This is a genomic window from Enterobacter sp. EC_64 (assembly GCF_019584165.1).
In the GTDB taxonomy this organism is placed as follows: Bacteria; Pseudomonadota; Gammaproteobacteria; order Enterobacterales; family Enterobacteriaceae; genus Enterobacter; species Enterobacter roggenkampii.
This window is the reverse complement of the sequence record NZ_VDAS01000014.1, coordinates 91,388-116,897: the sequence shown is the minus strand read 5'-3', so window position 1 is coordinate 116,897 and position 25,510 is coordinate 91,388. Positions and strand designations below refer to the sequence as shown.

At 56.5% G+C, this 25,510-nt stretch carries 23 protein-coding genes; 11 read left to right on the top strand and 12 right to left on the bottom strand.

The genetic code is table 11. The features are described 5' to 3' along the window. Positions 1-16: 16 nt before the first annotated feature. The 9 genes from prmA to FHC52_RS13430 all read right to left on the bottom strand — a co-directional run bounded on the left by prmA (position 17) and on the right by FHC52_RS13430 (position 7,888). Positions 17-898, bottom strand: a complete 882-nt coding sequence (prmA, locus tag FHC52_RS13470) for a 50S ribosomal protein L11 methyltransferase (RefSeq protein ID WP_126289137.1) — start codon at positions 896-898, stop codon at positions 17-19. A gap of 11 nt (positions 899-909) precedes the next feature. Further along, positions 910-2,361: a sodium/pantothenate symporter gene (gene panF / locus FHC52_RS13465; RefSeq protein WP_008502858.1), complete on the bottom strand. Its 1,452-nt coding sequence runs from the start codon at positions 2,359-2,361 to the stop codon at positions 910-912. Then, positions 2,351-2,593: a YhdT family protein gene (locus tag FHC52_RS13460; protein ID WP_021242290.1), complete on the bottom strand. Its 243-nt coding sequence runs from the start codon at positions 2,591-2,593 to the stop codon at positions 2,351-2,353. Before FHC52_RS13460 ends, panF begins: the two co-directional genes overlap by 11 nt. Before the next feature lie 108 nt (positions 2,594-2,701). Continuing rightward, positions 2,702-4,051 carry an acetyl-CoA carboxylase biotin carboxylase subunit gene (gene accC, locus FHC52_RS13455; protein WP_003860388.1) on the bottom strand — a complete coding sequence of 450 codons (1,350 nt, stop codon included), beginning with the start codon at positions 4,049-4,051 and terminating at the stop codon, positions 2,702-2,704. A 10-nt stretch (positions 4,052-4,061) separates the two neighbouring features. Beyond that, on the bottom strand, positions 4,062-4,526 hold the full coding sequence (gene accB / locus FHC52_RS13450; RefSeq protein WP_008502856.1) for an acetyl-CoA carboxylase biotin carboxyl carrier protein: 465 nt from the start codon (positions 4,524-4,526) through the stop codon (positions 4,062-4,064). A 21-nt stretch (positions 4,527-4,547) separates the two neighbouring features. Beyond that, positions 4,548-5,000, bottom strand: coding sequence for a type II 3-dehydroquinate dehydratase (gene aroQ, locus FHC52_RS13445; protein ID WP_008502855.1), 453 nt, complete (start codon positions 4,998-5,000; stop codon positions 4,548-4,550). Positions 5,001-5,234: 234 nt separating this feature from the next. Continuing rightward, positions 5,235-5,834: a protein-methionine-sulfoxide reductase heme-binding subunit MsrQ gene (gene msrQ, locus FHC52_RS13440; protein ID WP_049121832.1), complete on the bottom strand. Its 600-nt coding sequence runs from the start codon at positions 5,832-5,834 to the stop codon at positions 5,235-5,237. Beyond that, on the bottom strand, positions 5,835-6,836 hold the full coding sequence (gene msrP / locus FHC52_RS13435) for a protein-methionine-sulfoxide reductase catalytic subunit MsrP (RefSeq protein ID WP_008502853.1): 1,002 nt from the start codon (positions 6,834-6,836) through the stop codon (positions 5,835-5,837). It lies immediately after the preceding gene. A gap of 77 nt (positions 6,837-6,913) precedes the next feature. After that, positions 6,914-7,888 carry an MDR family oxidoreductase gene (locus FHC52_RS13430; protein ID WP_023294684.1) on the bottom strand — a complete coding sequence of 325 codons (975 nt, stop codon included), beginning with the start codon at positions 7,886-7,888 and terminating at the stop codon, positions 6,914-6,916. Positions 7,889-8,070: 182 nt separating this feature from the next. On the opposite strand from FHC52_RS13430, the gene csrD reads away from it, so the two are divergent. Beyond that, positions 8,071-10,011, top strand: coding sequence for an RNase E specificity factor CsrD (gene csrD, locus FHC52_RS13425; RefSeq protein ID WP_023326184.1), 1,941 nt, complete (start codon positions 8,071-8,073; stop codon positions 10,009-10,011). A gap of 80 nt (positions 10,012-10,091) precedes the next feature. Here csrD and FHC52_RS13420 read toward each other — a convergent pair whose 3' ends face one another. Beyond that, a complete protein-coding gene (locus FHC52_RS13420) occupies positions 10,092-10,325 on the bottom strand; it encodes a hypothetical protein (RefSeq protein WP_162230876.1) in 234 nt (77 codons plus the stop codon). On the opposite strand from FHC52_RS13420, the gene mreB reads away from it, so the two are divergent. The 7 genes from mreB (at position 10,294) to tldD (ending at position 20,335) form a co-directional block, all read left to right on the top strand. Then, positions 10,294-11,337 carry a rod shape-determining protein MreB gene (gene mreB / locus FHC52_RS13415; protein ID WP_000913396.1) on the top strand — a complete coding sequence of 348 codons (1,044 nt, stop codon included), beginning with the start codon at positions 10,294-10,296 and terminating at the stop codon, positions 11,335-11,337. The two genes, FHC52_RS13420 and mreB, sit on opposite strands and share 32 nt — an antisense overlap. Before the next feature lie 62 nt (positions 11,338-11,399). Continuing rightward, on the top strand, positions 11,400-12,416 hold the full coding sequence (mreC, locus tag FHC52_RS13410) for a rod shape-determining protein MreC (RefSeq protein WP_008502850.1): 1,017 nt from the start codon (positions 11,400-11,402) through the stop codon (positions 12,414-12,416). Continuing rightward, the gene (gene mreD, locus FHC52_RS13405; protein WP_008502849.1) at positions 12,416-12,904 is read left to right on the top strand and encodes a rod shape-determining protein MreD; all 489 of its coding nucleotides are present in this window, start codon (positions 12,416-12,418) and stop codon (positions 12,902-12,904) included. Before mreC ends, mreD begins: the two co-directional genes overlap by 1 nt. A gap of 9 nt (positions 12,905-12,913) precedes the next feature. Continuing rightward, the gene (locus tag FHC52_RS13400) at positions 12,914-13,507 is read left to right on the top strand and encodes a nucleoside triphosphate pyrophosphatase (RefSeq protein ID WP_008502848.1); all 594 of its coding nucleotides are present in this window, start codon (positions 12,914-12,916) and stop codon (positions 13,505-13,507) included. Beyond that, positions 13,497-14,966: a ribonuclease G gene (gene rng / locus FHC52_RS13395; RefSeq protein ID WP_008502847.1), complete on the top strand. Its 1,470-nt coding sequence runs from the start codon at positions 13,497-13,499 to the stop codon at positions 14,964-14,966. The genes FHC52_RS13400 and rng overlap by 11 nt, the downstream gene beginning before the upstream one ends. A 41-nt stretch (positions 14,967-15,007) precedes the next feature. Next, positions 15,008-18,805 (top strand): AsmA2 domain-containing protein YhdP, encoded by a 3,798-nt coding sequence (yhdP, locus tag FHC52_RS13390; RefSeq protein WP_126289140.1) that lies wholly within the window; start codon positions 15,008-15,010, stop codon positions 18,803-18,805. A gap of 84 nt (positions 18,806-18,889) precedes the next feature. After that, positions 18,890-20,335 carry a metalloprotease TldD gene (gene tldD, locus FHC52_RS13385; RefSeq protein ID WP_220420111.1) on the top strand — a complete coding sequence of 482 codons (1,446 nt, stop codon included), beginning with the start codon at positions 18,890-18,892 and terminating at the stop codon, positions 20,333-20,335. Positions 20,336-20,381: 46 nt separating this feature from the next. On the opposite strand, the gene FHC52_RS13380 is transcribed toward tldD, so the two are convergent. Together FHC52_RS13380 and aaeR are read right to left on the bottom strand one after the other, a co-directional pair. Then, a complete protein-coding gene (locus FHC52_RS13380) occupies positions 20,382-20,996 on the bottom strand; it encodes a YagU family protein (RefSeq protein WP_058655008.1) in 615 nt (204 codons plus the stop codon). A 219-nt stretch (positions 20,997-21,215) separates the two neighbouring features. Further along, positions 21,216-22,142, bottom strand: coding sequence for an HTH-type transcriptional activator AaeR (gene aaeR, locus FHC52_RS13375; RefSeq protein ID WP_008502843.1), 927 nt, complete (start codon positions 22,140-22,142; stop codon positions 21,216-21,218). Positions 22,143-22,321: 179 nt separating this feature from the next. Here aaeR and aaeX point away from each other — a divergent pair, with 179 nt between their 5' ends. The 3 genes from aaeX to aaeB are packed head-to-tail and all read left to right on the top strand — an operon-like array spanning position 22,322 to position 25,438. After that, positions 22,322-22,525 carry a p-hydroxybenzoic acid efflux pump operon protein AaeX gene (gene aaeX / locus FHC52_RS13370; RefSeq protein ID WP_003860416.1) on the top strand — a complete coding sequence of 68 codons (204 nt, stop codon included), beginning with the start codon at positions 22,322-22,324 and terminating at the stop codon, positions 22,523-22,525. Between the two features lie 7 nt (positions 22,526-22,532). Further along, positions 22,533-23,465 carry a p-hydroxybenzoic acid efflux pump subunit AaeA gene (aaeA, locus tag FHC52_RS13365; protein ID WP_021242282.1) on the top strand — a complete coding sequence of 311 codons (933 nt, stop codon included), beginning with the start codon at positions 22,533-22,535 and terminating at the stop codon, positions 23,463-23,465. 5 nt (positions 23,466-23,470) lie between these two features. Beyond that, entirely contained in the window at positions 23,471-25,438 is a 1,968-nt protein-coding gene (gene aaeB / locus FHC52_RS13360; RefSeq protein ID WP_008502841.1) for a p-hydroxybenzoic acid efflux pump subunit AaeB, read from the top strand. Positions 25,439-25,510 lie beyond the last annotated feature (72 nt).

The following is a 25,510-nucleotide window of genomic DNA, read 5'->3' as shown; positions in this document are numbered from 1 at the left end:
GGACCACGCCAAATGCTTATTTTTTACGACCGGTAATACGACACCACTCTTCTTTCTCCACCACCGGGTCGAGAGCGAAAAGATCGGCGTAGGCTTCACACACGCTGTCTGCCTGGCTTGCCAGGATACCCGAAAGTCCCAGCAGACCGCCCTCAACGGGCAGCACGCTGATCAACGGAGCCAGCTCGCGCAGTGGGCCCGCCAGAATGTTTGCAACCACCACATCGGCTTTCATGGCTTCTGGCTGTGCATCCGGCAGATACAGCTCCAGTCGATCGGAAACGCCGTTGCGCTCGGCGTTGTCGCGACTGGCCTGAATGGCCTGCGGATCGATATCGATCCCGATAGCTTTTGCCGCGCCCAGTTTCAGGGCGGCAATCGCAAGGATCCCGGATCCACAGCCGAAGTCGATCACCGTCTTACCATCCAGATCGAGACCATCCAGCCACTGCAGGCACAGGGAGGTCGTTGGATGGGTGCCGGTACCAAACGCCAGACCCGGATCGAGCATGACGTTAACCGCGTTTTCATCAGGAACCTCGCGCCAGCTTGGGCAGATCCACAGACGCTTGCCGAACTGCATCGGATGGAAGTTATCCATCCATTCGCGTTCCCAGTCTTTGTCTTCCAGCTGTTCGATTTTGTGCGCAAAGCCCGCGCCCAGCAGAGGGTGGTTTTCCAGAATCGCGACGACCTCTTTCATGTCGGTTTCAGCATCGAACAGGCCAATCACGTCGGTATCGCCCCACAGGCGGGTTTCGCCCGGCAGCGGTTCAAAGACCGGCGTGTCATGCGTGTCCTGGAAGGTGATAGAGGCCGAGCCGGCCTCCATCAGCGCATCGCTCAGCTCTTCGGCGTTCGCGCCGGTTGTATTCAGTTTTAGTTGGATCCACGGCATGGCAAAACTCTTTATTTATCAGTAGAAATCATAGCGGGCTGTGGGACGGGCTGACCGAAACGGTTCCCCACCACAAACGCCAGTAAACTTAGCAGTAACGAAGGCACAATCGGATGGAAGCCCAGGTACTGAATCTTAAACGTTGCGAGGACGGCGTACAGCACGCCGCCAACAATCATCGCGCTCAGCGCACCGGCAGCATTTGCGCGTTCCCAGTAGAGCCCTAACACCAGCGGCCACAGGAATACCGCCTCAAGCCCACCAAATGCCAGCAGGTTCAGCCAGATGATCATCTCCGGCGGGCGCCATGCGGCTAACAGCAGCAACGCGCCTAGCACCAGCGTAATCACCGCTGACATATGCTTCAGGCGACGTTCATTTTCAACCTGTTCAGGGCGCAGGTTCAGATAGAGATCTTTAATGATCGTAGCGGAACTTTGCAGTAACTGAGCGTTGATGGTCGACATAATGGCGGCCATTGGCGCAGCGAGGAAAATCCCGGCGGCAAAGGGGGGCAGTACTTTGACCATCAGCGTCGGGATCACCAGATCCGGCACGGTAAGATCGGGGATTACCGCGCGCCCTAATGCCCCCGCCAGATGCATACCAAACATCAGGACCGCGACCACAATCGTCCCGATGATGATGCCCTTGTGAACGGCTTTGCTGTCTTTATAGGAGATACAGCGCACGGCGGTATGCGGCAGACCAATTACTCCGAAACAGACTAACACCCAGAATGAGGTCATAAAGGTCGGAGAGAGGATATCATCTGCGCCCTGCGGCGAGACCAGTTTCGGGTCAATCGCTTCCAGGGTTTCCACCGCGTGAGTGAGTCCACCCGCCGCATGAACAATCCCCACCAGCAGAACGATCGTACCGATGAGCATCACCATTCCCTGCAGCGTATCGTTCAGCACGCTGGCGCGGAATCCGCCAAACGCAGTATAGAGCGCGATGCTTACTCCGAAGATGATGAGGCCTGTCTCGTAAGGGATGCCGGCCGCCGTTTCCAGCAGACGCGCACCGCCGATAAACTGTACGGTCATCGCACCGATAAACGCCACCAGCAGGCTCAAGCTCGCCAGCCACACCAGCAAGCGGCTCTGGTAACGGGCAAAGAGCATATCGTTGAGCGTCACGGCATTGTAACGGCGCGCCAGAATGGCAAATTTTTTACCCAGTATGCCCAGCGAGAGCCAGACGGCAGGCAGTTGGATCATCGCCAGCAAAACCCAGCCTAACCCGTATTTGTAGGCCGCACCGGGGCCGCCAATAAACGAGCTGGCGCTGATATAGGTCGCGGTCAGCGTCATTGCCAGCACAACGCCGCCCATCGAACGGCTGCCGAGAAAATACTCGTTCAGAAAGGCACCGGTCGTTCTTTTGCGCATGGCGTAAATGGACAATCCAAATACGACCAGCAGGTAAGCGACAAGCGGCAGAATGACTTCAAGCTGCATCATCGTCCTCCAGCGGAATATCCCGGTAGATAAATTTCACCATTGCCCAGCACAGCAGGATAAACACCAGCGGAACCAGCAGGCAGGCCAATTCGAACCAGTGCGGTAGGCCGGTGATGCCAATAGCAGAGTCTGGTAGGTAAGCGGTTACTAACCATGCAGCAAGATAGAGAAGGGTCAGCCACAGCGCCCAGCGCGCTTCTTTATGGGCCTGAACAAAACGTTTGTCCATTTTTTGTCCCTTGTGGATGAAGAAAGCGGGGATTGTACATGATGAGGCTTTCCAGGCCCCAGAAATAAAAAAGGCCGGATAATCCGGCCTTTTCAAAACACAGGTCTCTTACTTCTCGTTCAGACCGAGTTTTTTCTCCAGATAGTGGATGTTGGTTCCACCATTCTGGAAGTGCTCGTCGCTCATGATGCGCATCTGCAGATCAACGTTGGTTTTGATTCCGTCGATGATCAGTTCCTGCAGGGCGTTCTTCATGCGGGCAATCGCCACGTCACGGTTTTCGCCGTAGCAGATGAGCTTGCCGATCATTGAGTCATAGTACGGCGGTACGGTGTAACCGGCGTAGATATGAGACTCCCAGCGCACGCCAAAGCCACCCGGCGCGTGGAAACGCGTGATTTTACCCGGGCTTGGCAGGAAGGTGTTCGGGTCTTCGGCGTTGATACGGCATTCTACCGCATGGCCTTTCACCACAACTTCTTCCTGCTTGATGGACAGCGGCTGACCGGCTGCGATACGCAGCTGCTCTTTAATCAGGTCAACCCCGGTGATCATTTCGGTAACCGGATGTTCAACCTGAATACGGGTGTTCATCTCAATGAAGTAGAACTCGCCGTTTTCGAACAGGAACTCAAAGGTACCCGCTCCACGATAGCCGATATCGACACACGCTTTAGCGCAACGCTCGCCGATGTAGCGACGCAGTTCCGGAGTAATGCCCGGCGCTGGTGCTTCTTCGACTACTTTCTGGTGACGACGCTGCATGGAGCAGTCACGTTCTGCCAGATAGATTGCGTTACCCTGACCGTCAGCCAGCACCTGAATTTCGATGTGGCGTGGGTTTTCCAGGTATTTTTCCATGTACACCATGTCATTGCTGAAAGCGGCTTTCGCTTCTGCTTTGGTCATGGAGATGGACTGTGCCAGTTCAGCATCGCTGCGCACAACGCGCATACCGCGACCGCCGCCGCCGCCGGACGCCTTGATGATAACCGGGTAGCCAATGCGTTTAGCATGAGCACGGTTAGCATCCATGTCGTCGGTCAGAGGGCCGTCAGAGCCTGGTACGGTTGGTACACCGGCTTTTTTCATCGCGGTGATCGCAGACACTTTGTCGCCCATCAGGCGGATGGTGTCGGCTTTCGGGCCGATGAAGATAAAGCCAGAGCGTTCAACCTGCTCAGCAAAGTTGGCGTTCTCAGAGAGGAAGCCGTAACCCGGATGAATTGCCACCGCGCCGGTGATTTCAGCGGCGCTGATGATAGCCGGGATGTTCAGATAGCTTTTTACGGACGGAGCCGGGCCAATACAGACCGTCTCATCCGCCAGCAATACGTGTTTTAAATCGCGATCCGCGCTTGAGTGCACAGCGACAGTCTTGATGCCCAGTTCTTTACAGGCACGAAGAATACGCAGTGCGATCTCGCCGCGGTTGGCGATAACAATTTTATCCAGCATGTACGCCTCGTTACTCGATGACGACCAGCGGCTCGTCAAATTCAACCGGCTGACCACTTTCGACCAGAATCGCTTTCACAGTACCTGATTTGTCTGCTTCGATCTGGTTCATCATTTTCATCGCTTCAACGATGCACAGGGTATCGCCTACGTTGACTTTCTGACCCACTTCGATGAACGCCTTCGCGTCCGGGCTCGGGGTGCGGTAGAAAGTACCAACCATTGGGGAACGTACGATGTGACCACTGATTTCTGCTGCAGCGGCAGGTGCGGCTTCAGCTGCTGCTGGTGCAACGGCTGCGGAGAGCGCAGGCTGCTGCACTGGCGCAGCGTAAGCTTGCTGCATTACCGGGAAGCTAGCGGCTGGGGCTGCACGGCTGATGCGTACAGACTCTTCGCCTTCAGAAATTTCCAGTTCGGAGATGCCTGATTCTTCAACCAGCTCGATCAGTTTTTTAATCTTACGAATATCCATGAGTGGGTTCCGTACTCTTGTTTAGTGTGATTGTGACAAGCGTTTTACCGCTGTCTGTAAAGCGTATGAATAGCCGTCTGCGCCCAGTCCGCAGATAACGCCAGCAGCGATATCCGACAGATACGAATGGTGACGGAACGGCTCTCGGGCGTGCACGTTACTCAGGTGGATCTCGATAAACGGGATACTCACCGCAAGCAGTGCGTCGCGGATAGCAACACTGGTGTGCGTAAACGCGGCCGGATTGATCAGGATATAGTCCACATTGTCTTTAGCCTGATGAATACGGTCGATGATTGCGTACTCCGCGTTTGACTGAAAATGATCCAAATCCACATTCAGCGACGCTGCTTCCGTGCTCAAACGGTTAACAATTTCGCTTAATGTCAGCGTGCCGTACTTCTCCGGCTCACGGGTGCCGAGCATGTTCAGGTTCGGTCCGTTCAAAACTAAGATCTGGAACTTATCAGTCATTATGCCGCTATCTCCTGCGATTTTCGGGTAAAAAACAAAATATACCGTCGAAGCGCAAATGTCACCTTTTCAGAGGCCAAAAACCACTGTCAGGCGAACCAAGGTCGCACATTATAACGATTTCGTAGCATTTGGCAGCTAAATACTGGTCTTATCAGGGAAGATTATCAACCGCAATCCAAAAAAGATTTGCGGTTGAGAGGCAATCTGCGGGAAAACGCACAGTTTCGCGAACTATCGCAACCACTGGCGGAACTTCTTGTAACGCCATGCTAAAAGCGCCACGGCCGCCAGCGCGTAAAGGATCGGCTGCGGAGAGAGGATCTTCACCGACCACAGATAATGAATGGGTGCGAGGATCGCGACAAGATAGACGAAGTTATGCAGCAACTGCCATCGACGGCCCAGCTTTCGCTGCGCATATTGCGTGGATGTCAGCGCTAACGCCAGTAAAATCACCCAGCTCACAATACCCAGCGTCAGATAAGGGCGCGTCACCAGTTCGCGGCCAAGCAGTGTCAGATTGTTAATTCCCAGTTCCAGCAGGGCATAGCTGGTCAGATGCAGCGTGGCCCAGGCAAAACACCATAGCCCCAAAAGCCGACGGGTGCGTATCAATAGTGGCTGTTTAGCGTAGCGCGCCAGCGGCGAGACGAGCAAGGTGGCCAGTAAAAATTTCAGAGCCATCCGACCGGTAAAATGCTGGATATCCTTGGCCGGATCGGCGCTAAAAAGCCCCTGGCTGGCGGCCCAGAACAGCCAGATAAAAGGGAGTAATCCGGCTAAATGCAGCAGCACTTTCAGCCAGGTAATCTGTTTTGCCGTTAAACGCACTCAGAAGTTCTCCCGTAAATTGAGGCCACGGTACAGCGAGGCCACTTCATCCGCATAACCGTTAAACAGCAGCGTTGGCTGGCGCTTTACGTCCAGCGCGCCGCCGGAACCGATAAAACGCTCGGTCGCCTGCGACCAGCGCGGATGATCCACGTGCGGATTCACGTTGGCGAAGAAACCGTATTCGTCCGGAGCCGCCAGATTCCAGGTGGTTGGCGGACGCTCGCGGGTGAGCTTAATGCTGACGATAGACTTAATTCCTTTGAAACCGTATTTCCACGGCACGGTCAAACGGATGGGCGCGCCGTTCTGCGGCGGAAGCGCCTTGCCGTAAACGCCGACGGTCAGCAGCGTAAGAGGGTGCATGGCTTCGTCAAGGCGTAACCCTTCAACGTAGGGATACTCCAGCCCGCCGCCAATGAACCGGTCTTTCTGGCCCGGCATCTCGTCCGGCGCATACCGCGTCTGGAAAGCGACATATTTTGCGTTGCTGGTGGGCTCCACCATCGCCAGCAATTTATGCAGCGGGAAGCCGATCCAGGGCACCACCATCGACCAGGCTTCCACGCAGCGCATGCGGTAGATACGCTCTTCGAGCGGGAAACGGGTGGTCAGATCGTGGTGGTCCAGCGTCAGGGGTTTTGCCACTTCGCCGTCGATTTTCAGCGTCCACGGATCGGTTTTGAGACTACCGGCGTTGGCCGCAGGATCGGCCTTGTCGAGGCCAAATTCGTAGAAGTTGTTATAGCCCGTCACTTTATCTTCTGGCGTAAGCGTCAGTTTGTTCTGCCATTGGGCGGGTTTCGTAAAGGTGAGCGGGGCGCCGGAAGGGGCCTTCGGCCGATCGTTGCCTTTAAACCAGTCGAGCAGGTCAGCGTGAGCCGAAGGCGAGAGCGAGAGCGCGGTGGCGCTGATGCCAAGCATTTTCAGGATCTGGCGGCGCTGTAACATAAAGACAGACTCGGACGTTACGTCGGCTTCCGTCAGTTTTCGGTTTTTCATGGCATCCTCCGTCATGCGTTTTCCTAAGCATGACGGAGGAGAGTGATTCGCGCGAATATGTCACGAAAATTTGAAGATTAGGCGATTTTCACCAGCGCGCGACCGTGGAACTGGTTATCCATGATCTTACTGGCATAGTCCGGTGCCTGGCTGAGCGTAATCTCCGTGGCGCTTTGGGTGTAGAAAGATTCCGGCAAATCGCGCACCAGACGTTCCCATGCCTCAGTACGACGAGCCGCAGGTGTCATCACGGAATCCACGCCCTGCAGGCGGACGTTACGCAGAATGAATGGCATCACGGTGGTTGGCAGGGCAAATCCGCCCGCCAGCCCGCAGGCGGCCACGCAGCCGCCGTAGTTCATCTGCGCCAGGACTTTTGCCAGCACTTTATCACCGACGGTATCCACCGCGCCCGCCCAGACCTGTTTTTCCAGTGGACGGGTTTCGGCGAATTCGTCACGGCTGAGAATGCGGTTTGCACCGAGCTGGCGCAGGTAATCGTGGGTACTTTCCCGACCGGAAACCGCCGCAACCTGATAGCCCAGCTTGTGCAGTAGCGTCACTGCCGTGCTGCCCACGCCCCCGCTGGCACCGGTGACGACAACTTCCCCCGATTCAGGGCGGATGCCTGCGTCTTCCAGCGCCATCACGCACAGCATCGCGGTAAAGCCTGCCGTGCCGACGATCATCGCCTTGCGGCCATCCATACCTTTCGGCATCGGCACCAGCCAGTCGCCCTTCACGCGCGCCTGCGTGGCCAGCCCGCCCCAGTGATTTTCACCTACGCCCCAGCCGGTGAGCAGGACCTGCTGGCCCGGATGGAAGCGCGGATCCTCGCTGGTATGTACCCGGCCAGCGAAATCAATACCCGGCACCATAGGGAAATTTCGGATGATTTTACCCTTCCCGGTAATCGCCAGCGCATCTTTATAATTTAAACTGGACCAGTCGATGTCGACGGTTACTTCGCCTTCCGGCAGGCGACTCTCTTCTACCGCCTGCACTGAGGCAAGCGTTTTGCCGTCCTGCTGTTCTAAGATCAAAGCCTGCATACGGGGTCCTCTCGACTCATTTGATTGGAAAATAATTTCTGAAGACTATACTCGCTCAGGGAAACGCAGTGCCGATTTAACGCAATAAATTGCCAGATACACCCGATTTGGTAGTATGCCGCATTTGACATGCAAGTTAGCGCTTACTCGCTACCCCATCAACCCACGGAGTAATCTCAAGGATGCGATTAACGACGAAGTTCTCAGCTTTTATCACCTTGCTGACGGGGCTTACCATTTTTGTCACCCTTCTGGGCTGCTCTCTGAGCTTTTACAACGCCATTCAGGACAAACTGGTTAACCGGGTACAGTCTGTCGCGTCGGTAATTGATACGCGTCTGCTGACGACGCCGCTACCGGCACTCTCCAGGGAGCTCGATGAGCTGATGGTACCTGTTGATATTGTTCAGATCGACATTCAGCAGGGAAAGCATCGTGTGTTAAGCCACGAACGCCCGGGAAGCTATCGGCCTGCGGGCGTGGTGAGCCAGTATCGGGAAGTGACCGTACATTCCCTTAAAAATCCGGGGATGACCATACACATGGTCTATCTTGATCCGATGGCCAGCTATTTCCGTTCCATGATGACCACCGCGCCGCTCACCGTCGCGGTGGCGTTTATCGTCCTGCTGATCTTTCTCGCGGTCCGCTGGCTGCGCCGCCAGCTCTCCGGCCAGGAGCTGCTGGAGATGCGCTCCGTGCGGATCCTTAACGGTGAACGCGGCCCGCAGGTCCGTGGTTCAGTCCACGAATGGCCGTCACGCGCCAGCAGCGCGCTGGATACGCTGCTTTCGGAAATCCAGTTTGCCAGCGACCAGCGCAGCCGAATGGATACGCTGATCCGCTCCTATGCCGCGCAGGATAATAAAACCGGCCTCAACAACCGCCTTTTCTTTGATAATCAGCTCGCCACGCTGCTCGACGATTCGGAAAAAGTGGGGACGCACGGGGTGGTGATGATGATTCGCCTGCCTGATTTCGATCTCCTGCGCGACACCTGGGGACAGCGGGCCGCGGAAGAAAATCTCTTTACGCTGATCAACCTGCTCTCCACCTTTATTATGCGCTACCCGGGCGCGCTGCTGGCCCGCTACCACCGCAGCGACTTTGCCGTGTTGCTGCCGCATCGGACGCTGAAGGAGTCGGAAAGCATCGCCAGCCAGCTGCTGAAGGCGGTTGATGCGCTGCCGCAGAGCAAAATGCTCGACAGGGACGATATGGTCCACATGGGGATCTGCGCCTGGCGTGGCGGACAATCGACAGAACAGGTGATGGAGCATGCGGAAGCGGCCACCCGCAACGCCGTGCTGCAGGGCGCGAACGGATGGGCGGTCTATGATGATTCGCTGCCGGAAAAAGGGCGCGGTAACGTGCGCTGGCGTACGTTGATTGAGCAAATGCTAAGTCGCGGCGGACCGCGTATTTATCAAAAACCCGCGGTCATGAAAAACGGCAACGTTCATCACCGTGAACTGATGTGTCGTATTTTTGACGGTACGGAAGAGGTTATTTCTGCGGAATATCTGCCAATGGTGCTGCAATTTGGGCTGTCCGAAGAGTATGACCGTCAGCAAATTAGCCGCTTGATTCCGTTTTTATCATTCTGGCCTGAAGAGAGCCTGGCGTTACAGGTCACCGTGGAGTCATTAATACGCCCGCGTTTTCAGCGCTGGCTGCGTGATACATTAATGCAATGCGAAAAATCGCAACGCAAACGCATTATTTTTGAACTTGCTGAGGCGGATGTAGGTCAACACATCAGCCGGTTACGTCCGGTGGTTCGTTTGATCAACGCGCTCGGCGCGCGCGTCGCGGTGACGCAGGCAGGTTTGACGCTGGTCAGCACCAACTGGATCAAGGAGCTGGATGTGGAGCTATTAAAGCTACATCCGGGGCTGGTAAGGAATATTGAAAAGCGCACGGAAAACCAGCTGCTGGTACAGAGCCTGGTTGAGGCGTGCAAAGGAACGCGAACACAGGTCTTTGCCGCGGGCGTGCGCGCCAGAGGCGAATGGCAAATGTTAACAGAGCGCGGTGTAATGGGTGGTCAGGGGGATTTTTTTGCTGCCTCTCAGCCGCTTGACACCAATGTGAAAAAATATTTGCAAAGATACTCGGTTTGACCTGCCGTTTACGCTGTTTTCACGTAGAATATCGCGCCTGTAGCTTTGAGTATGTCGAGCAAAAAGCCAGTGAACGACCTTTAACGGGTTACAAAGGTCAGTAAGGAGTGCTGCTGTTTACTCAGCCCTGAGGGAGTCAGGGGATGATTTTGTAACATCAGGAAACGTACTGCACAAATTTTCACCGTTGCAGATGATTTTTGCGCCTTGTCGCTGCTGCGTGTGGTTGGTAAAGTAAGCGGATTTTGTTTTCCGCCCCAGCTTTCAGGATTATCCCTTAGTATGTTGAAAAAATTTCGTGGCATGTTTTCCAATGACCTGTCCATTGACCTGGGTACTGCGAATACCCTTATTTATGTAAAAGGACAAGGCATCGTATTGAATGAGCCTTCCGTTGTGGCCATTCGTCAGGATCGTGCAGGCTCGCCGAAAAGCGTAGCCGCTGTGGGTCATGACGCGAAGCAGATGCTGGGTCGTACCCCTGGCAACATCGCCGCTATTCGCCCAATGAAAGACGGCGTTATCGCTGACTTCTTCGTGACTGAAAAAATGCTTCAGCACTTCATCAAGCAGGTTCACAGCAACAGCTTCATGCGTCCAAGCCCGCGTGTTCTGGTGTGTGTGCCGGTTGGCGCAACCCAGGTCGAGCGTCGCGCAATCCGTGAATCTGCTCAGGGCGCAGGTGCGCGTGAAGTGTTCCTGATTGAAGAGCCAATGGCGGCGGCAATCGGTGCAGGTCTGCCTGTGTCTGAAGCGACCGGTTCCATGGTGGTGGATATCGGTGGTGGTACCACTGAAGTGGCCGTTATCTCTCTGAACGGCGTGGTGTACTCCTCTTCCGTACGTATCGGTGGTGACCGCTTCGACGAAGCCATCATTAATTATGTGCGCCGTAACTACGGCTCTCTGATCGGTGAAGCCACCGCAGAGCGTATCAAACACGAAATCGGCTCTGCATATCCGGGCGATGAAGTGCGCGAGATCGAAGTACGTGGCCGCAACCTGGCTGAAGGTGTTCCACGCGGTTTCACCCTGAACTCCAACGAAATTCTGGAAGCACTGCAGGAGCCACTGACGGGTATCGTGAGTGCGGTAATGGTCGCGCTGGAACAGTGCCCACCAGAGCTGGCGTCCGATATCTCGGAGCGCGGTATGGTTCTGACCGGTGGTGGTGCGCTGCTGCGTAACCTCGACCGCCTGTTAATGGAAGAGACAGGTATTCCTGTCGTAGTTGCAGAAGATCCACTGACTTGCGTCGCCCGTGGTGGTGGCAAGGCGCTGGAAATGATCGACATGCACGGCGGCGATTTGTTCAGCGAAGAGTAGTCGAGTTTGAGAGGGTAGCAATTTGCTACCCTTTCTCTCTGACGCGAGAATACGCATAGCCTATGAAGCCAATTTTTAGCCGTGGCCCATCGCTACAGTTTCGCCTCATTCTGGCGGTTCTGGTTGCGCTTGGGGTCATTATTGCCGATAGCCGCCTCGGTACGTTCAGCCAGATCCGAACGTACATGGATACCGCCGTCAGTCCTTTCTACTTTATATCAAATGGTCCCCGTGAACTGCTCGACTCCGTTTCTCAAACGCTGTCTTCACGAGACCAGCTCGAACTTGAAAACCGGGCATTACGCCAGGAACTGCTGCTGAAAAACAGCGAACTTCTGATGCTGGGGCAATACAAGCAGGAAAACGCGCGTCTGCGTGAGCTGCTCGGCTCGCCGCTGCGTCAGGATGAGCAGAAGATGGTTACCCAGGTGATCTCCACCGTGAACGACCCTTACAGCGATCAGGTTGTGATCGACAAAGGGAGCGTCAACGGGGTGTATGAAGGCCAGCCCGTCATCAGTGATAAAGGCGTAGTAGGCCAGGTTGTTGCCGTCGCCAAACTGACCAGCCGCGTGCTGCTGATTTGTGACGCCACGCATGCGCTGCCGATCCAGGTCTTGCGTAACGATATCCGCGTGATTGCGGCCGGGAACGGCTGTACGGATGACCTGCAGCTGGAACACCTGCCGGCCAACACGGATATCCGCGTGGGCGACGTGCTGGTGACCTCCGGTCTGGGTGGCCGCTTCCCTGAAGGCTATCCGGTTGCGGTGGTCTCTTCGGTGAAGCTGGATACGCAGCGTGCCTATACCGTGATTCAGGCGCGTCCAACCGCCGGTTTACAGCGTCTGCGCTACCTGCTGCTGCTGTGGGGCGCCGATCGTAACGGTACTAACCCGATGACGCCTGAAGAGGTCCATCGTGTGGCAAATGAACGCCTGATGCAGATGATGCCGCAGGTTCTCCCGCCAGCGGACTCTATGGGGCCGCCTGCGCCAGTCCCGGCACCGGCAACGGGGTTAACGCAGCCGCTGCCGGATGCGCCGCCACCGCCTAAACTCTCTTCGGGAGGGCAGTAGTGGCAAGCTATCGTAGCCAGGGACGCTGGGTCATCTGGCTCTCGTTCCTCATTGCACTGTTGCTGCAGATTATGCCCTGGCCGGATAACATTCTCGTTTTCCGGCCAAACTGGGTCTTGCTCATTTTGCTCTACTGGATCCTTGCCCTGCCGCATCGCGTAAATGTCGGCACGGGTTTTGTGATGGGTGCCATACTGGATCTCATTAGTGGCTCTACGCTGGGCGTACGCGCCTTGTCCATGAGCATTATTGCGTACCTCGTCGCACTGAAATTCCAGCTCTTCCGTAACCTCGCGCTCTGGCAACAGGCCCTGGTCGTGATGCTGTTGTCGCTTGCTGCGGATATCGTTGTTTTCTGGGCAGAGTTTTTAGTGATCAACGTCTCTTTCCGACCGGAAGTGTTCTGGAGTAGTGTAGTAAACGGTGTGCTCTGGCCGTGGCTATTCCTGCTGATGCGTAAGGTTCGCCAGCAGTTTGCTGTGCAATAAAAGGTTTCTATGACGTCTTTGTATCTCGCTTCCGGCTCCCCGCGCCGTCAGGAACTCCTGACGCAGCTTGGGGTCTCTTTTGAACGCATCGTGACCGGCATTGAAGAAATACGTGCTGAGGGCGAAAGTGCTCAACAGTACGTGTCACGTCTGGCGCGTGAGAAAGCGCAGGCGGGCGTGGCCTGCGTGCCGCGCGATCTGCCCGTGCTGGGAGCTGATACCATCGTTATCCTTAACGGTGAAGTGCTGGAGAAACCGCATGACGCCGAACACGCGGCGCGCATGCTGCGCAAAATGTCCGGACAAACGCATCAGGTGATGACGGCCGTCGCGCTGGCGGACCGCCAGCACGTGCTGGATTGCCTGGTGGTGACGGATGTCACGTTCAGAGTACTTACCGACGACGAGATCGCCGCTTATATTGCCAGCGGTGAACCGATGGATAAAGCAGGTGCATACGGTATTCAGGGGCTGGGTGGCTGTTTTGTCAGGAAGATTCATGGCAGCTATCACGCCGTAGTCGGCTTACCGCTGGTGGAAACGTATGAGTTGCTGAGCAATTTTAACTCACTGCGTGAGGGAAGGGATAATTATGACGGCTGAATTGTTGGTAAACGTAACGCCATCGGAAACCCGTGTGGCCTATATTGACGGTGGCATTCTTCAGGAAATTCATATTGAGCGTGAAGCGCGGCGCGGAATAGTAGGCAATATCTACAAAGGTCGTGTCAGTCGTGTACTGCCGGGTATGCAGGCGGCTTTTGTAGATATTGGACTGGATAAGGCGGCATTTTTACATGCCTCCGACATCATGCCGCACACCGAGTGCGTCGCGGGCGAAGAGCAAAAGCAGTTTGCCGTGCGCGACATTTCTGAACTGGTGCGTCAGGGGCAGGACTTAATGGTGCAGGTGGTGAAAGATCCTCTTGGTACCAAAGGCGCCCGTCTGACCACCGATATCACCTTACCTTCCCGCTATCTGGTCTTTATGCCCGGCGCGTCGCACGTGGGCGTTTCGCAGCGTATTGAGAGCGAAAGCGAGCGCGAGCGCCTGAAGAAAGTCGTCAGCGCCTACTGCGATGAACAGGGCGGATTTATCATCCGCACCGCCGCGGAAGGGATCAGCGAGGAAGACCTGGCGTCAGATGCGGCTTACCTGAAGCGCGTCTGGACAAAAGTGATGGAGCGTAAAAAACGCAACCAGACCCGCTATCAGCTCTATGGTGAGCTGGCGCTGGCGCAGCGCGTGCTGCGTGACTTTGCCGACGCGCAGCTCGACCGCATTCGCGTGGATTCCCGCCTGACGTATGAAGCGCTGCTGGAGTTTACCGCTGAATATATCCCGGAGATGCCTGGCCTGCTGGAGCACTACACCGGGCGTCAGCCGATCTTCGATCTCTATGATGTCGAAAACGAGATCCAGCGTGCCCTGGAGCGTAAGGTTGAGCTGAAGTCCGGCGGCTATTTGATCATCGATCAGACCGAAGCGATGACCACCGTCGATATCAACACCGGCGCGTTTGTCGGTCATCGTAATCTGGACGACACCATCTTCAACACCAACATCGAAGCCACGCAGGCGATTGCGCGCCAGCTTCGTCTGCGCAATCTGGGCGGCATTATCATCATCGACTTCATCGATATGAGTAATGAAGACCATCGCCGCCGCGTGCTGCACTCGCTTGAGCAGGCCCTGAGTAAAGATCGCGTGAAAACCAGCATCAACGGCTTCTCACAGCTGGGGCTGGTGGAAATGACGCGTAAGCGTACCCGCGAGAGCGTGGAGCATGTGCTGTGTAATGAATGCCCGACCTGCCATGGACGCGGAACGGTAAAGACGGTTGAGACGGTCTGCTACGAGATCATGCGTGAAATCGTCCGTGTTCATCATGCCTACGACTCCGATCGTTTTCTGGTCTATGCTTCCCCTGCGGTGGCTGAAGCGCTGAAAGGCGAAGAGTCACACGCGCTGGCGGAAGTGGAAATCTTTGTCGGCAAACAGGTAAAAGTACAAATTGAACCGCTCTATAACCAGGAGCAGTTTGACGTCGTGATGATGTAAGCGCAGTACGCTGCGTGACGAATGCTGACAAGGAGAGATGCGTGAGGCGATTGCCGGGGATTTTATTGCTTACAGGGGCAACGCTGGTCGTGATTGTCGCGTTGCTCGTGAGCGGGCTACGCCTCGTTTTACCGCATCTGGACAGCTGGCGTCCGCAGCTGCTGGCAAAAATCGAATCCACCACCGGCGTGCCGGTGAACGTCAGCCAGGTAAGCGCCAGCTGGCAGAACTTTGGCCCGACGCTCGATGTGCGGGATATCAACGCCAGCCTGAAAGATGGCGGCCACCTCAAAATCAAACGCGTGACCCTGGCGCTGGACGTCTGGCAAAGCCTGCTGCATCTGCGCTGGCAGTTTCGCGATCTCACCTTTTATCAGCTTCAGTTTCTGACCAATACGCCCATCTCCGGCGGCGACAGCAGCCAGGGGCTTGAGGCCAACCGTTTTAGCGATCTTTTCCTGCGCCAGTTCGATCATTTTGATCTGCGCGACAGCGAAGTGAGCTTTATTACCCTTTCCGGCCAGCGTGCGGAACTGGCGATCCCCCAGCTGACCTGGCTCAACGGCAGGAACCGGCACCGCGCTGAGGGGCAGGTGAGTCTCTCCAGCCTGAACGGTCAGCACGGCGTGATGCAGGTGCGCATGGATCTGCGTGACGATGACGGTCTGCTAAATAACGGCAAAGTCTGGCTGCAGGCCGACGATGTGGACGTCAAACCGTGGCTGGGCGACTGGCTCCAGCAGAATATGCAGCTGGAAACGGCCCGATTCAGCCTTGAAGGCTGGCTGACCCTGACGAAAGGCGAATTTGCCAGCGGCGATATCTGGCTCAAGCAGGGGGGCGCGAGCTGGAAAGGTGAAAACCAGCAGCATCAGCTTTCCGTCGATAATCTCACCGCCCACGTGACGCAGGAGAAAGAGGGATGGCAGTTTGCCATTCCCGATACGCGGATCGCGATGGACGGCAAGCCGTGGCCGCGCGGTGCGCTGACGCTGGCCTGGATGCCGGAGCAGGACGTTGGCGGCACGGCCAGTAAACGCAGCGACGAGCTGCGCATCCGCGCCAGCAACCTGGATTTGGCCGCCATTGAAGGGCTGCGCTCAATGGCGGCAAAGCTCTCTCCAGACCTGGGCGAGATCTGGCTGGCTACGCAGCCGAGCGGAAAGATCGATTCTCTGGCGCTGGATATCCCGCTTCAGGCGACGGAAAAAACCCGTTTCCAGGCAACATGGAAAGATCTTGCCTGGAAGCAGTGGAAGCTGCTGCCGGGTGCGGAGCACTTTAGCGGCAAGCTGGAAGGCAGCGTGGAGAACGGCAGGCTGACGGTTGATATGCACGACGCCAGAATGCCGTACGAGACGGTCTTCCGCGCACCGCTGGAAATCGAACAGGGGAACGCAGTGCTTAACTGGCTCCGTAACGATAAGGGCTTCCAGCTCGATGGTCGCCACATCGATGTCAAAGCTAAAGCGGTACACGCGCGGGGTGACTTCCGCTATCTGCAACCGCAGGGGGACGAGCCGTGGCTGGGTATTCTGGCCGGAATCAGTACCGATGATGGCTCGCAGGCCTGGCGCTATTTCCCGGAAAACCTGATGGGTAAAGCGCTGGTCGACTATCTGAGCGGCGCGATTCAGGGGGGGCAGGCGGAAAACGCCACGCTGGTCTACGGCGGTAACCCCCATCTGTTCCCGTACAAACATAATGAAGGTCAGTTCCAGGTGCTGGTGCCGCTGCATGACGCCACCTTCGCGTTCCAGCCGGGCTGGCCCGCGCTGAAAAACCTGGATATCGAACTTAACTTCCTCAATGACGGCCTGTGGATGAAGTCCGACAGCGTGGCGCTGGGCGGCGTGACGGCCAGCAACCTGACGGCCAACATTCCGGACTACTCAAAAGAGAAGCTGCTGATTGATGCCGACATCAACGGTCCCGGCAAGGCGGTGGGACCGTACTTTGAGGAGACCCCCCTGAAAGAGTCGCTGGCGGCGACGCTTCAGCAGCTGCAGCTTGATGGCGATGTGAATGCTCGCTTACATCTTGATATCCCGCTGGACGGTGAGATGACCACCGCGAAAGGCGACGTCCGTCTGAAGAACAACAGTCTGTACATTAAACCCCTTGAGAGCACCCTGAAAAATCTCAGCGGGCAGTTCAGCTTTGAGAACGGTAACCTGAAGAGCGAGCCGCTGACCGCCAGCTGGTTTAATCAGCCCGTGAATATCGACTTCACGACCACAGAGGGTGAAAAGGCGTATCAGGTGGCCGTCAATCTGGACGGTAACTGGCAGCCAGCGCGAATGGATGTCCTGCCGAAGCCGATTGAGGCGTCGGTGGAGGGGGCGGTCGCCTGGCAGGGTAAAGTGGCAATCGACCTGCCTTATCACGCGGGTGCCCAGTACAAGGTCGACATCACGGGTGATCTGAAGAATCTTCGAAGCCAGCTGCCTGCGCCGCTGGATAAACAGGCCGGACAGCCGCTGCCGGTGAAGCTGAACGTCGAGGGCAACCTGAACAGCTTCGCGCTGACCGGAAACGCGGGCGGGACGAACCACTTCAACAGCCGCTGGCTGCTTAACCGCAAGCTCACCCTCGACAGGGCCATCTGGACGACGGATAGCCGCTCCACGCCGCCGCTGCCAGAGCAGACGGGCGTTGAGCTGAATCTGCCGCCGATGGACGGTGCAGAGTGGCTGGCGTTGTTCCAGAAAGGCGTTGGGCAAAATGTTGATGAAACCGCCCAGTTCCCGCAAACCATTACCGTACGCACGCCGTCGCTGATGCTGGGCGGGCAGCAGTGGAACAACCTGAGTATTGTCTCGCAGCCTGCTGCTAACGGAACGAAAGTGGAGGCCCAGGGCCGGGAGATCAACGGCACGCTGACCATGCGCAATCACGCGCCGTGGCAGGCGGCGATCCGCTATCTCTACTACAACCCGGCCGCCGCGAGTAAAGATAAACCGGCGGATACCTCGCCGCTGAGTCAAACCTCCCGCGTCGATTTTAGCGGCTGGCCCGATCTCCAGCTGCGCTGCGCGGAGTGCTGGCTGTGGGGACAGAAATATGGCCGTATCGACGGTGATTTTGCCATTCAGGGAAATACGCTTACGCTCACCGGTGGATTGATCGACACTGGCTTTGGCCGCATGACGGCAGGCGGGGAATGGGTGAATAACCCGGGCGAGCAGCGAACGTCCCTCAAGGGAGACATTAAAGGCAACAAACTGGATGCGGCAGCCAATTTCTTTGGCATCAGCACGCCGCTACGCGGTTCGTCATTTGACGTCGATTACGATCTTCACTGGCGCGACGCCCCGTGGAAGCCGGATGAGGCCTCGCTGAACGGCATTCTGAAAACCCGCTTCGGCAAAGGTGAAATCGCCGACGTGAGCACGGGGCGCGCCGGGCAGATCCTGCGCCTGCTGAGTTTTGATGCGCTGCTGCGCAAGCTGCGCTTCGATTTCAGCGATACCTTCAGCGAAGGGTTCTACTACGATTCCATCCGCAGTACGGCGTGGATCAAGGACGGCGTTCTGCATACGGACGATACGCTGGTGGATGGCCTGGAAGCGGATATCGCCATGAAAGGCTCGGTCAACCTCGTGCGCCGCGAGCTGGATATGGAAGCCGTGGTGGCGCCGGAAATTTCCGCGAGCGTGGGCGTTGCGGCGGCCTTCGTGGTGAACCCGATTGTCGGTGCGGCGGTGTTTGCCGCCAGTAAAGTGCTAGGGCCGCTGTGGAGCAAGGTCTCCATTCTGCGCTACCGCATTACCGGTCCGGTCGATAAACCGCAGATCAACGAGGTGCTGCGCCAGCCGCGCAAAGATGCACAGCAATGATTTGACGTGGGCAGGTAATTGCCTCACTCTCAATAAATACGATCTTTATACCGCCACGGGCGGCAACGAACGAGTAGCAATACGATGAGTCTGAACCTGGTAAGTGAACATTTGCTCGCAGCGAACGGCCTGAACCATCAGGACCTGTTCTCCATTCTTGGTCAACTGACCGAACGCCGTCTCGACTACGGCGACCTTTATTTCCAGTCGAGCTATCACGAATCCTGGGTTTTAGAAGACAGCATCATTAAAGATGGCTCTTACAACATCGACCAGGGCGTTGGCGTCCGCGCCGTCAGCGGGGAGAAAACCGGTTTTGCGTATGCCGATCAGATTAGCCTCGCCGCACTTGAGCAGAGCGCGCAGGCCGCGCGCACCATTGTGCGTGATACCGGCGATGGTCGCGTGAAAATCCTGGGAGAAGTGCAGCACTCTGCGCTCTATACCAGCATCGATCCGCTGCAGAGCATGAGCCGTGAAGAGAAGCTGGATATCCTGCGCCGCGTGGACAAAGTGGCGCGCGCGGCAGATAAACGCGTGCAGGAAGTTTCAGCCAGCCTGAGCGGTGTGTATGAACTGATTCTGGTGGCGGCAACGGACGGTACCCTGGCGGCAGATGTCCGTCCGCTGGTGCGTCTCTCTATCAGCGTGCAGGTTGATGAGGACGGCAAACGCGAGCGCGGTTCAAGCGGCGGCGGCGGTCGTTTTGGCTATGATTGGTTCCTGGGCGACGTTGACGGTGAAGCGCGCGCTGACGCGTGGGCAAAAGAAGCCGTGCGCATGGCGCTGGTGAATCTGAATGCCGTCGCGGCGCCGGCGGGTTCATTCCCGGTGGTGCTGGGTGCCGGCTGGCCGGGCGTGCTGCTGCATGAGGCGGTGGGCCATGGTCTGGAAGGCGACTTTAACCGTCGCGGAACGTCGGTATTCAGCGGTCAGATTGGTCAACTTGTCTCCTCTGAACTGTGCACCGTGGTGGATGATGGCACCATGCGCGATCGTCGCGGCTCGGTGGCTATCGACGATGAAGGTACGCCCGGCCAGTACAACGTGCTGATCGAAAACGGCGTGCTGAAAGGCTACATGCAGGACAAGCTCAACGCGCGCCTGATGGGCGTTGCGCCAACGGGTAACGGCCGTCGTGAATCCTACGCGCACCTGCCGATGCCGCGCATGACCAATACCTACATGCTGCCGGGCAAATCCACGCCGCAGGAGATTATCGAATCCGTTGATTACGGTATCTTTGCGCCTAACTTTGGCGGCGGCCAGGTGGATATCACCTCCGGTAAGTTTGTCTTCTCTACCTCAGAAGCGTACCTGATCGAAAAGGGCAAAGTGACCAAAGCGGTGAAAGGTGCAACGCTGATCGGCTCCGGTATTGAAGCCATGCAGCAGATCTCCATGGTCGGTAACGATCTGAAGCTGGATAACGGCGTGGGCGTCTGCGGTAAAGAGGGCCAGAGCCTGCCAGTGGGCGTGGGCCAGCCAACGCTGAAAGTAGACAACCTGACGGTGGGCGGCACAGCCTGACCTGAGCAAACATAAAAAAAGGCGCTACAGATGTAGCGCCTTTTTTTTAACGTAAGTTACCCAGCGTGATCTCCGGATCCGGCTCGTGAGTGATGCGGTTACGCAAGTCACGACGAATAATTTCGATCGACCAGAACCAGACCAGATGGCCCACGATCTCTGACACGTGTTCATACCACGGCAGCTCAAACAGCGGTGGCGTCAACCCCATCAGCGGGAAGGAAATCATATGCACAAAGAGCTGAGCTAACGCACCTGCCAGCAAACCCTGCCAGAGTTTAATTTTCGGGAAGACTTCAGCAACGACACAATAGCCAACAGCGAAGACGATGGAGAAAATAATATGCGTTACGCCGACCCAGTTAAATATATGTCCGGCAAATGTATAAACTGCCGCGTTAGGATCGACAACGCCAAGCCAGTCACGTAAAAATACATAGGGAGGATTTAAAAAATTGCGGGAGCAGTCAATCTGCCCTGCGGCTCTTATTAAGTGCTCAGGTCCGCATGCGCCGGTGAATAAGTCGGCGGGGCTGCGTGGCGGAAGCGGCACTTCGGCTCCCCATTTGACAAAAGCGGAGACGATCCCTGCAATTAAACCGATGAACGCGGCGAGTCCATAGCGCCTGCGTGAAGGCGGTGTTTGTTCAAATAGATTCATTTCTTTTCCTTGTTTAACGTCATCCTGCGAAATACATTTTATTATTCATATCAGCAACAAATTAATAACAGCCTGACGAGCAGACTGCATATAAAGTAATGGGCTGATGGCGGTAGTGTCAATTAGCTATTCCTGATAGTGGCGAAGGAATATTCCTGAATGAATACGGGATTCATCCTGGGAATATTCATCGGTCCTATACGTTCTGGAATAAATGGATTATTCCTTTCGTCTTCCCCGCATCCCCTGAAACAGCTCCGCCACGTCCACAAAATACTCGGTCAGATAGTTAATGCACACCTGGACTTTCAGCGGGAGCTTGTCTTTTTCGGTATACAGGGCGTACACCGGACGCGGATCGGATTGGTAGCGCGGGAAGAGGATCTCCAGCACGCCGCTGTTGATTTCGTTGATCACCCACATCAGCGGCACGTAGGCGATCCCGGCGCCAGCCACCAGCCAGCGCGAAATGGTCATGGGGTCGTTAGTGACAAACCGCCCCTCCGGCAGCAGTTTGGTGGAGATCCCTTCCGGGGCAATCAGCTCAAATTCATTGTCGGGCCGCACGCTGTACTCCAGCCACGAGTGGTTGGTGAGATCGGCGGGTTTCTCCGGCACACCGTACTGGGCCAGATAGCTCTTCGAAGCGCAGACGACCATCGGCATGCTGCCCAGCCGACGCGAGAACAGGCTGGAATCCTGAAGCGCGCCGACGCGGATCACCACGTCCAGGCCGTCGGCAATCAGATCCGGTGCCGGGATACCCGTCACCAGATTGACGGTAAGCCCGGGGTACTCTTTCAGCATATCCGCCGTCATGGCAGCGAGAACATTTTGTGCCATAGTTGAAGAACACCCGATGCGCAGCGTGCCGATGGGGGTGTTGTTGAAGGCGTAGAGCTGTTCGTGAACATCCCGCACTTCCAGAAGCATGCGACGACAGCCCTGATAGTAAATTTTACCCGCTTCCGTCAGACCAATGCTGCGGGTACTGCGGTTGAGCAGCTTGACCTGAAGCTCATCTTCCAGTTTGGACACCGTCTGGCTGATGGAGGAGACGCTCATCTGAAGCTGGCGTGCAGCGGCGGTAAAGGAGCCCAGTTCAACCACTTTGGCGAAGACTGACATGCGTTTTAAACGTTCCATTGTTCACTCTGACTTAAAAGTGATTTAGATCACATATTATAGATAACAGCATAACAGTTACGTTAATATATTATTAATTACATAACGGCTGCGCCATTCTCGCCCGGCGTTTCTTGCTCTCCTGCGGTGGCGTGCGCTAAAAAATTCTGAAGCCTGCACTCTCTCTTATCAAGGTCAACATGAGTCTGTTTCCCGTTATCGTGGTGTTCGGTCTGTCGTTCCCACCGATATTTTTCGAGCTTCTTTTATCACTGGCGATCTTCTGGCTGGTGCGCAAGGTGCTGGTCCCTACCGGGATCTACGATTTCGTCTGGCACCCTGCATTGTTCAATACCGCGCTGTATTGCTGCCTGTTTTACCTGATATCGCGCATGTTTGTCTGAGGTTGATGTGAAAACGCTAACAAGAAAAATCTCCCGCACTGCCATCACCATGGCGCTGGTTATCCTCGCCTTCATTGCCATTTTTCGCGCCTGGGTCTATTACACCGAATCACCGTGGACGCGTGATGCACGCTTCAGCGCCGATGTGGTGGCCATCGCCCCTGACGTGGCCGGTCTTATCACGGCGGTTAACGTTCACGATAACCAGCTGGTGAAAAAAGATCAGGTTCTGTTCACCATCGACCAGCCTCGTTACCAGAAAGCGCTGGAAGAGGCGGAAGCGGACGTGGCCTATTACCAGGCGCTGGCTGCGGAGAAACGCCGTGAGGCAGGCCGCCGTAATCAGCTTGGCGTTCAGGCAATGTCCCGTGAAGAGATTGACCAGTCCAACAACGTGCTGCAAACCGTGCTGCACCAGCTGGCGAAAGCAGAAGCAACGCGCGATCTGGCGAAGCTCGATCTGGAGCGTACCGTGATCCGCGCGCCGTCTGATGGCTGGGTGACCAACCTTAACGTCTATGCCGGGGAATTCATTACCCGTGGCTCAACCGCCGTGGCGCTGGTGAAACAGAACTCTTTCTATGTACTCGCCTATATGGAAGAGACCAAGCTGGAAGGCGTACGTCCCGGCTATCGGGCAGAAATCACGCCGCTGGGCAGCAACCGCGTCTTTAAAGGTACCGTCGACAGCGTCGCCGCAGGGGTCACCAACTCCAGCAGTTCGCGTGATGCAAAAGGGATGGCAACGGTGGATTCCAACCTCGAGTGGGTGCGTCTGGCCCAGCGCGTGCCGGTCCGTATCCACCTGGATGAACAGCAGGGCAATCTGTGGCCTGCGGGTACCACGGCGACGGTGGTGATTACCGGTGAGAAAGATCGGGATGCCAGCCAGGACTCGTTCTTCCGTAAAATCGCCCACCGTCTGCGCGAGTTTGGTTAATCGCTATGGGCATCTTTTCCATCGCCAGCCAGCACATTCGCTTCGCCGTGAAGCTGGCGTGTGCCATTGTGCTGGCGCTGTTTGTTGGCTTCCACTTCCAGCTTGAAACCCCGCGCTGGGCAGTGCTGACGGCCGCGATTGTCGCGGCGGGTCCCGCCTTTGCCGCGGGTGGGGAACCCTATTCAGGCGCGATCCGCTATCGCGGAATGCTGCGTATCATCGGGACGTTCATCGGCTGTATCGCGGCGCTCACCATTATTATCCTGATGATCCGCACGCCACTGCTGATGCTGATGGTGTGCTGTATCTGGGCGGGCTTCTGCACCTGGATCTCATCCCTGGTGAAAGTGGAGAACTCCTATGCCTGGGGTCTGGCGGGCTATACCGCGCTGATTATTATCATCACCATCCAGTCCGAGCCGCTGCTGGCTCCGCAGTTTGCGGTGGAGCGATGCAGTGAGATTGTCATTGGTATCGTGAGTGCAATTGTCGCGGACCTGCTGTTCTCCCCGCGCTCCATCAAGCAGGAAGTCGACCGTGAGCTTGATGCGCTGATTGTCGCCCAGTACCAGCTGATGCAGCTCTGCATTAAGCACGGCGATAGCGAAGAGGTGGATAAAGCCTGGAGCGGGCTGGTTCGCCGGACGCAGGCGCTGGAAGGGATGCGCAGCAATCTCAATATGGAGTCGTCACGCTGGGCTCGCGCTAACCGTCGTCTGAAAGCCCTTAATACGGTCTCGTTAACGCTGATTACCCAGGCATGTGAAACCTACCTGATTCAGAACACGCGCCCGGAAGTGGTCACCGATACGTTCCGCGAACTGTTCGCTGAGCCAGTGGAAACGGTGCAGGACGTGCACAAGCAGCTTAAGCGTATGCGCAGGGTTATTGCCTGGACAGGGGAACGTGACACGCCGGTAACGATCTACACCTGGGTCGGCGCCGCGACGCGCTACCTGCTGCTGAAACGCGGCGTGATCGGGAATACCAAAATCAGCGCGGCGGAAGAAGAGGTACTGCAGGGCGAAGTGGTGATCAAGCCGGAATCCGCCGAGCGCCATCACGCGATGGTCAACTTCTGGCGTACGACGCTTGCCTGTATGCTCGGCACGCTGTTCTGGCTGTGGACGGGCTGGACGTCCGGCAGCGGCGCGATGGTGATGATTGCCGTCGTGACCGCACTGGCGATGCGTCTGCCTAACCCGCGTATGGTCGCCATCGATTTCCTGTACGGCACCCTTGCCGCCCTGCCGATCGGCGCGCTCTATTTTCTGGTCATCATCCCGTCTACCCAGCAGAGCATGCTGCTGCTCTGTATTAGCCTGGCGGTGATGGCGTTCTTTATCGGTATAGAAGTGCAAAAGCGGCGTCTGGGATCGCTGGGGGCGCTGGCGAGCACGATTAACATCATCGTGCTGGATAACCCGATGACCTTCCATTTCAGCCAGTTCCTCGACAGTGCGTTAGGTCAGCTGGTGGGCTGTTTCCTGGCGATGATGGTGATTCTGCTGGTCCGCGATAATTCGCAGGCAAGAACGGGCCGCGTGCTGTTGAACCAGTTTGTGTCGGCCGCCGTCTCGTCGATGACAACCAACACCGCGCGCCGTAAAGAGAACCACCTGCCCGCGCTCTACCAGCAGCTGTTTTTACTGCTGAACAAGTTCCCGGGCGACATTGCGAAGTTCCGCCTGGCGCTGACCATGATCATTGCACACCAGCGTCTGCGCAATGCGCCGGTGCCGATCAACGACGATCTGTCGGCCTGGCACCGCCAGCTGCGTCGTACCGCGGACCACGTGCTTTCCGCCAGCAGTGATGACAAACGACGTCGCTACTTTACGCAGCTGCTTGCAGAGCTTGATATCTACCAGGAGAAGCTTAAAACCTGGGAAGCGCCGCCTCAGGTGACCGAGCCGGTAGGACGGCTGGTGTTGATGCTGCATCGCTACCAGAATGCCCTCACGGATAGCTGACTGAAGTAAAAAAACCGACGCCAAAAGCGTCGGTTTTTTTGTGGCTATACTTATTCCAGCACGTTCTTACAT

Excerpts from the sequence above, each read along its gene's own strand:
- prmA (WP_126289137.1), bottom strand. The coding sequence starts at position 898 with ATGCCGTGGATCCAACTAAAACTGAATACAACCGGCGCGAACGCCGAA.
- panF (WP_008502858.1), bottom strand. The coding sequence starts at position 2,361 with ATGCAGCTTGAAGTCATTCTGCCGCTTGTCGCTTACCTGCTGGTCGTA.
- FHC52_RS13460 (WP_021242290.1), bottom strand. The coding sequence starts at position 2,593 with ATGGACAAACGTTTTGTTCAGGCCCATAAAGAAGCGCGCTGGGCGCTG.
- accC (WP_003860388.1), bottom strand. The coding sequence starts at position 4,051 with ATGCTGGATAAAATTGTTATCGCCAACCGCGGCGAGATCGCACTGCGT.
- accB (WP_008502856.1), bottom strand. The coding sequence starts at position 4,526 with ATGGATATTCGTAAGATTAAAAAACTGATCGAGCTGGTTGAAGAATCA.
- aroQ (WP_008502855.1), bottom strand. The coding sequence starts at position 5,000 with ATGACTGATAAGTTCCAGATCTTAGTTTTGAACGGACCGAACCTGAAC.
- msrP (WP_008502853.1), bottom strand. The coding sequence starts at position 6,836 with ATGAAAAACCGAAAACTGACGGAAGCCGACGTAACGTCCGAGTCTGTC.
- FHC52_RS13430 (WP_023294684.1), bottom strand. The coding sequence starts at position 7,888 with ATGCAGGCTTTGATCTTAGAACAGCAGGACGGCAAAACGCTTGCCTCA.
- csrD (WP_023326184.1), top strand. The coding sequence starts at position 8,071 with ATGCGATTAACGACGAAGTTCTCAGCTTTTATCACCTTGCTGACGGGG.
- mreB (WP_000913396.1), top strand. The coding sequence starts at position 10,294 with ATGTTGAAAAAATTTCGTGGCATGTTTTCCAATGACCTGTCCATTGAC.
- mreC (WP_008502850.1), top strand. The coding sequence starts at position 11,400 with ATGAAGCCAATTTTTAGCCGTGGCCCATCGCTACAGTTTCGCCTCATT.
- FHC52_RS13400 (WP_008502848.1), top strand. The coding sequence starts at position 12,914 with ATGACGTCTTTGTATCTCGCTTCCGGCTCCCCGCGCCGTCAGGAACTC.
- rng (WP_008502847.1), top strand. The coding sequence starts at position 13,497 with ATGACGGCTGAATTGTTGGTAAACGTAACGCCATCGGAAACCCGTGTG.
- tldD (WP_220420111.1), top strand. The coding sequence starts at position 18,890 with ATGAGTCTGAACCTGGTAAGTGAACATTTGCTCGCAGCGAACGGCCTG.
- FHC52_RS13380 (WP_058655008.1), bottom strand. The coding sequence starts at position 20,996 with ATGAATCTATTTGAACAAACACCGCCTTCACGCAGGCGCTATGGACTC.
- aaeR (WP_008502843.1), bottom strand. The coding sequence starts at position 22,142 with ATGGAACGTTTAAAACGCATGTCAGTCTTCGCCAAAGTGGTTGAACTG.
- aaeX (WP_003860416.1), top strand. The coding sequence starts at position 22,322 with ATGAGTCTGTTTCCCGTTATCGTGGTGTTCGGTCTGTCGTTCCCACCG.
- aaeB (WP_008502841.1), top strand. The coding sequence starts at position 23,471 with ATGGGCATCTTTTCCATCGCCAGCCAGCACATTCGCTTCGCCGTGAAG.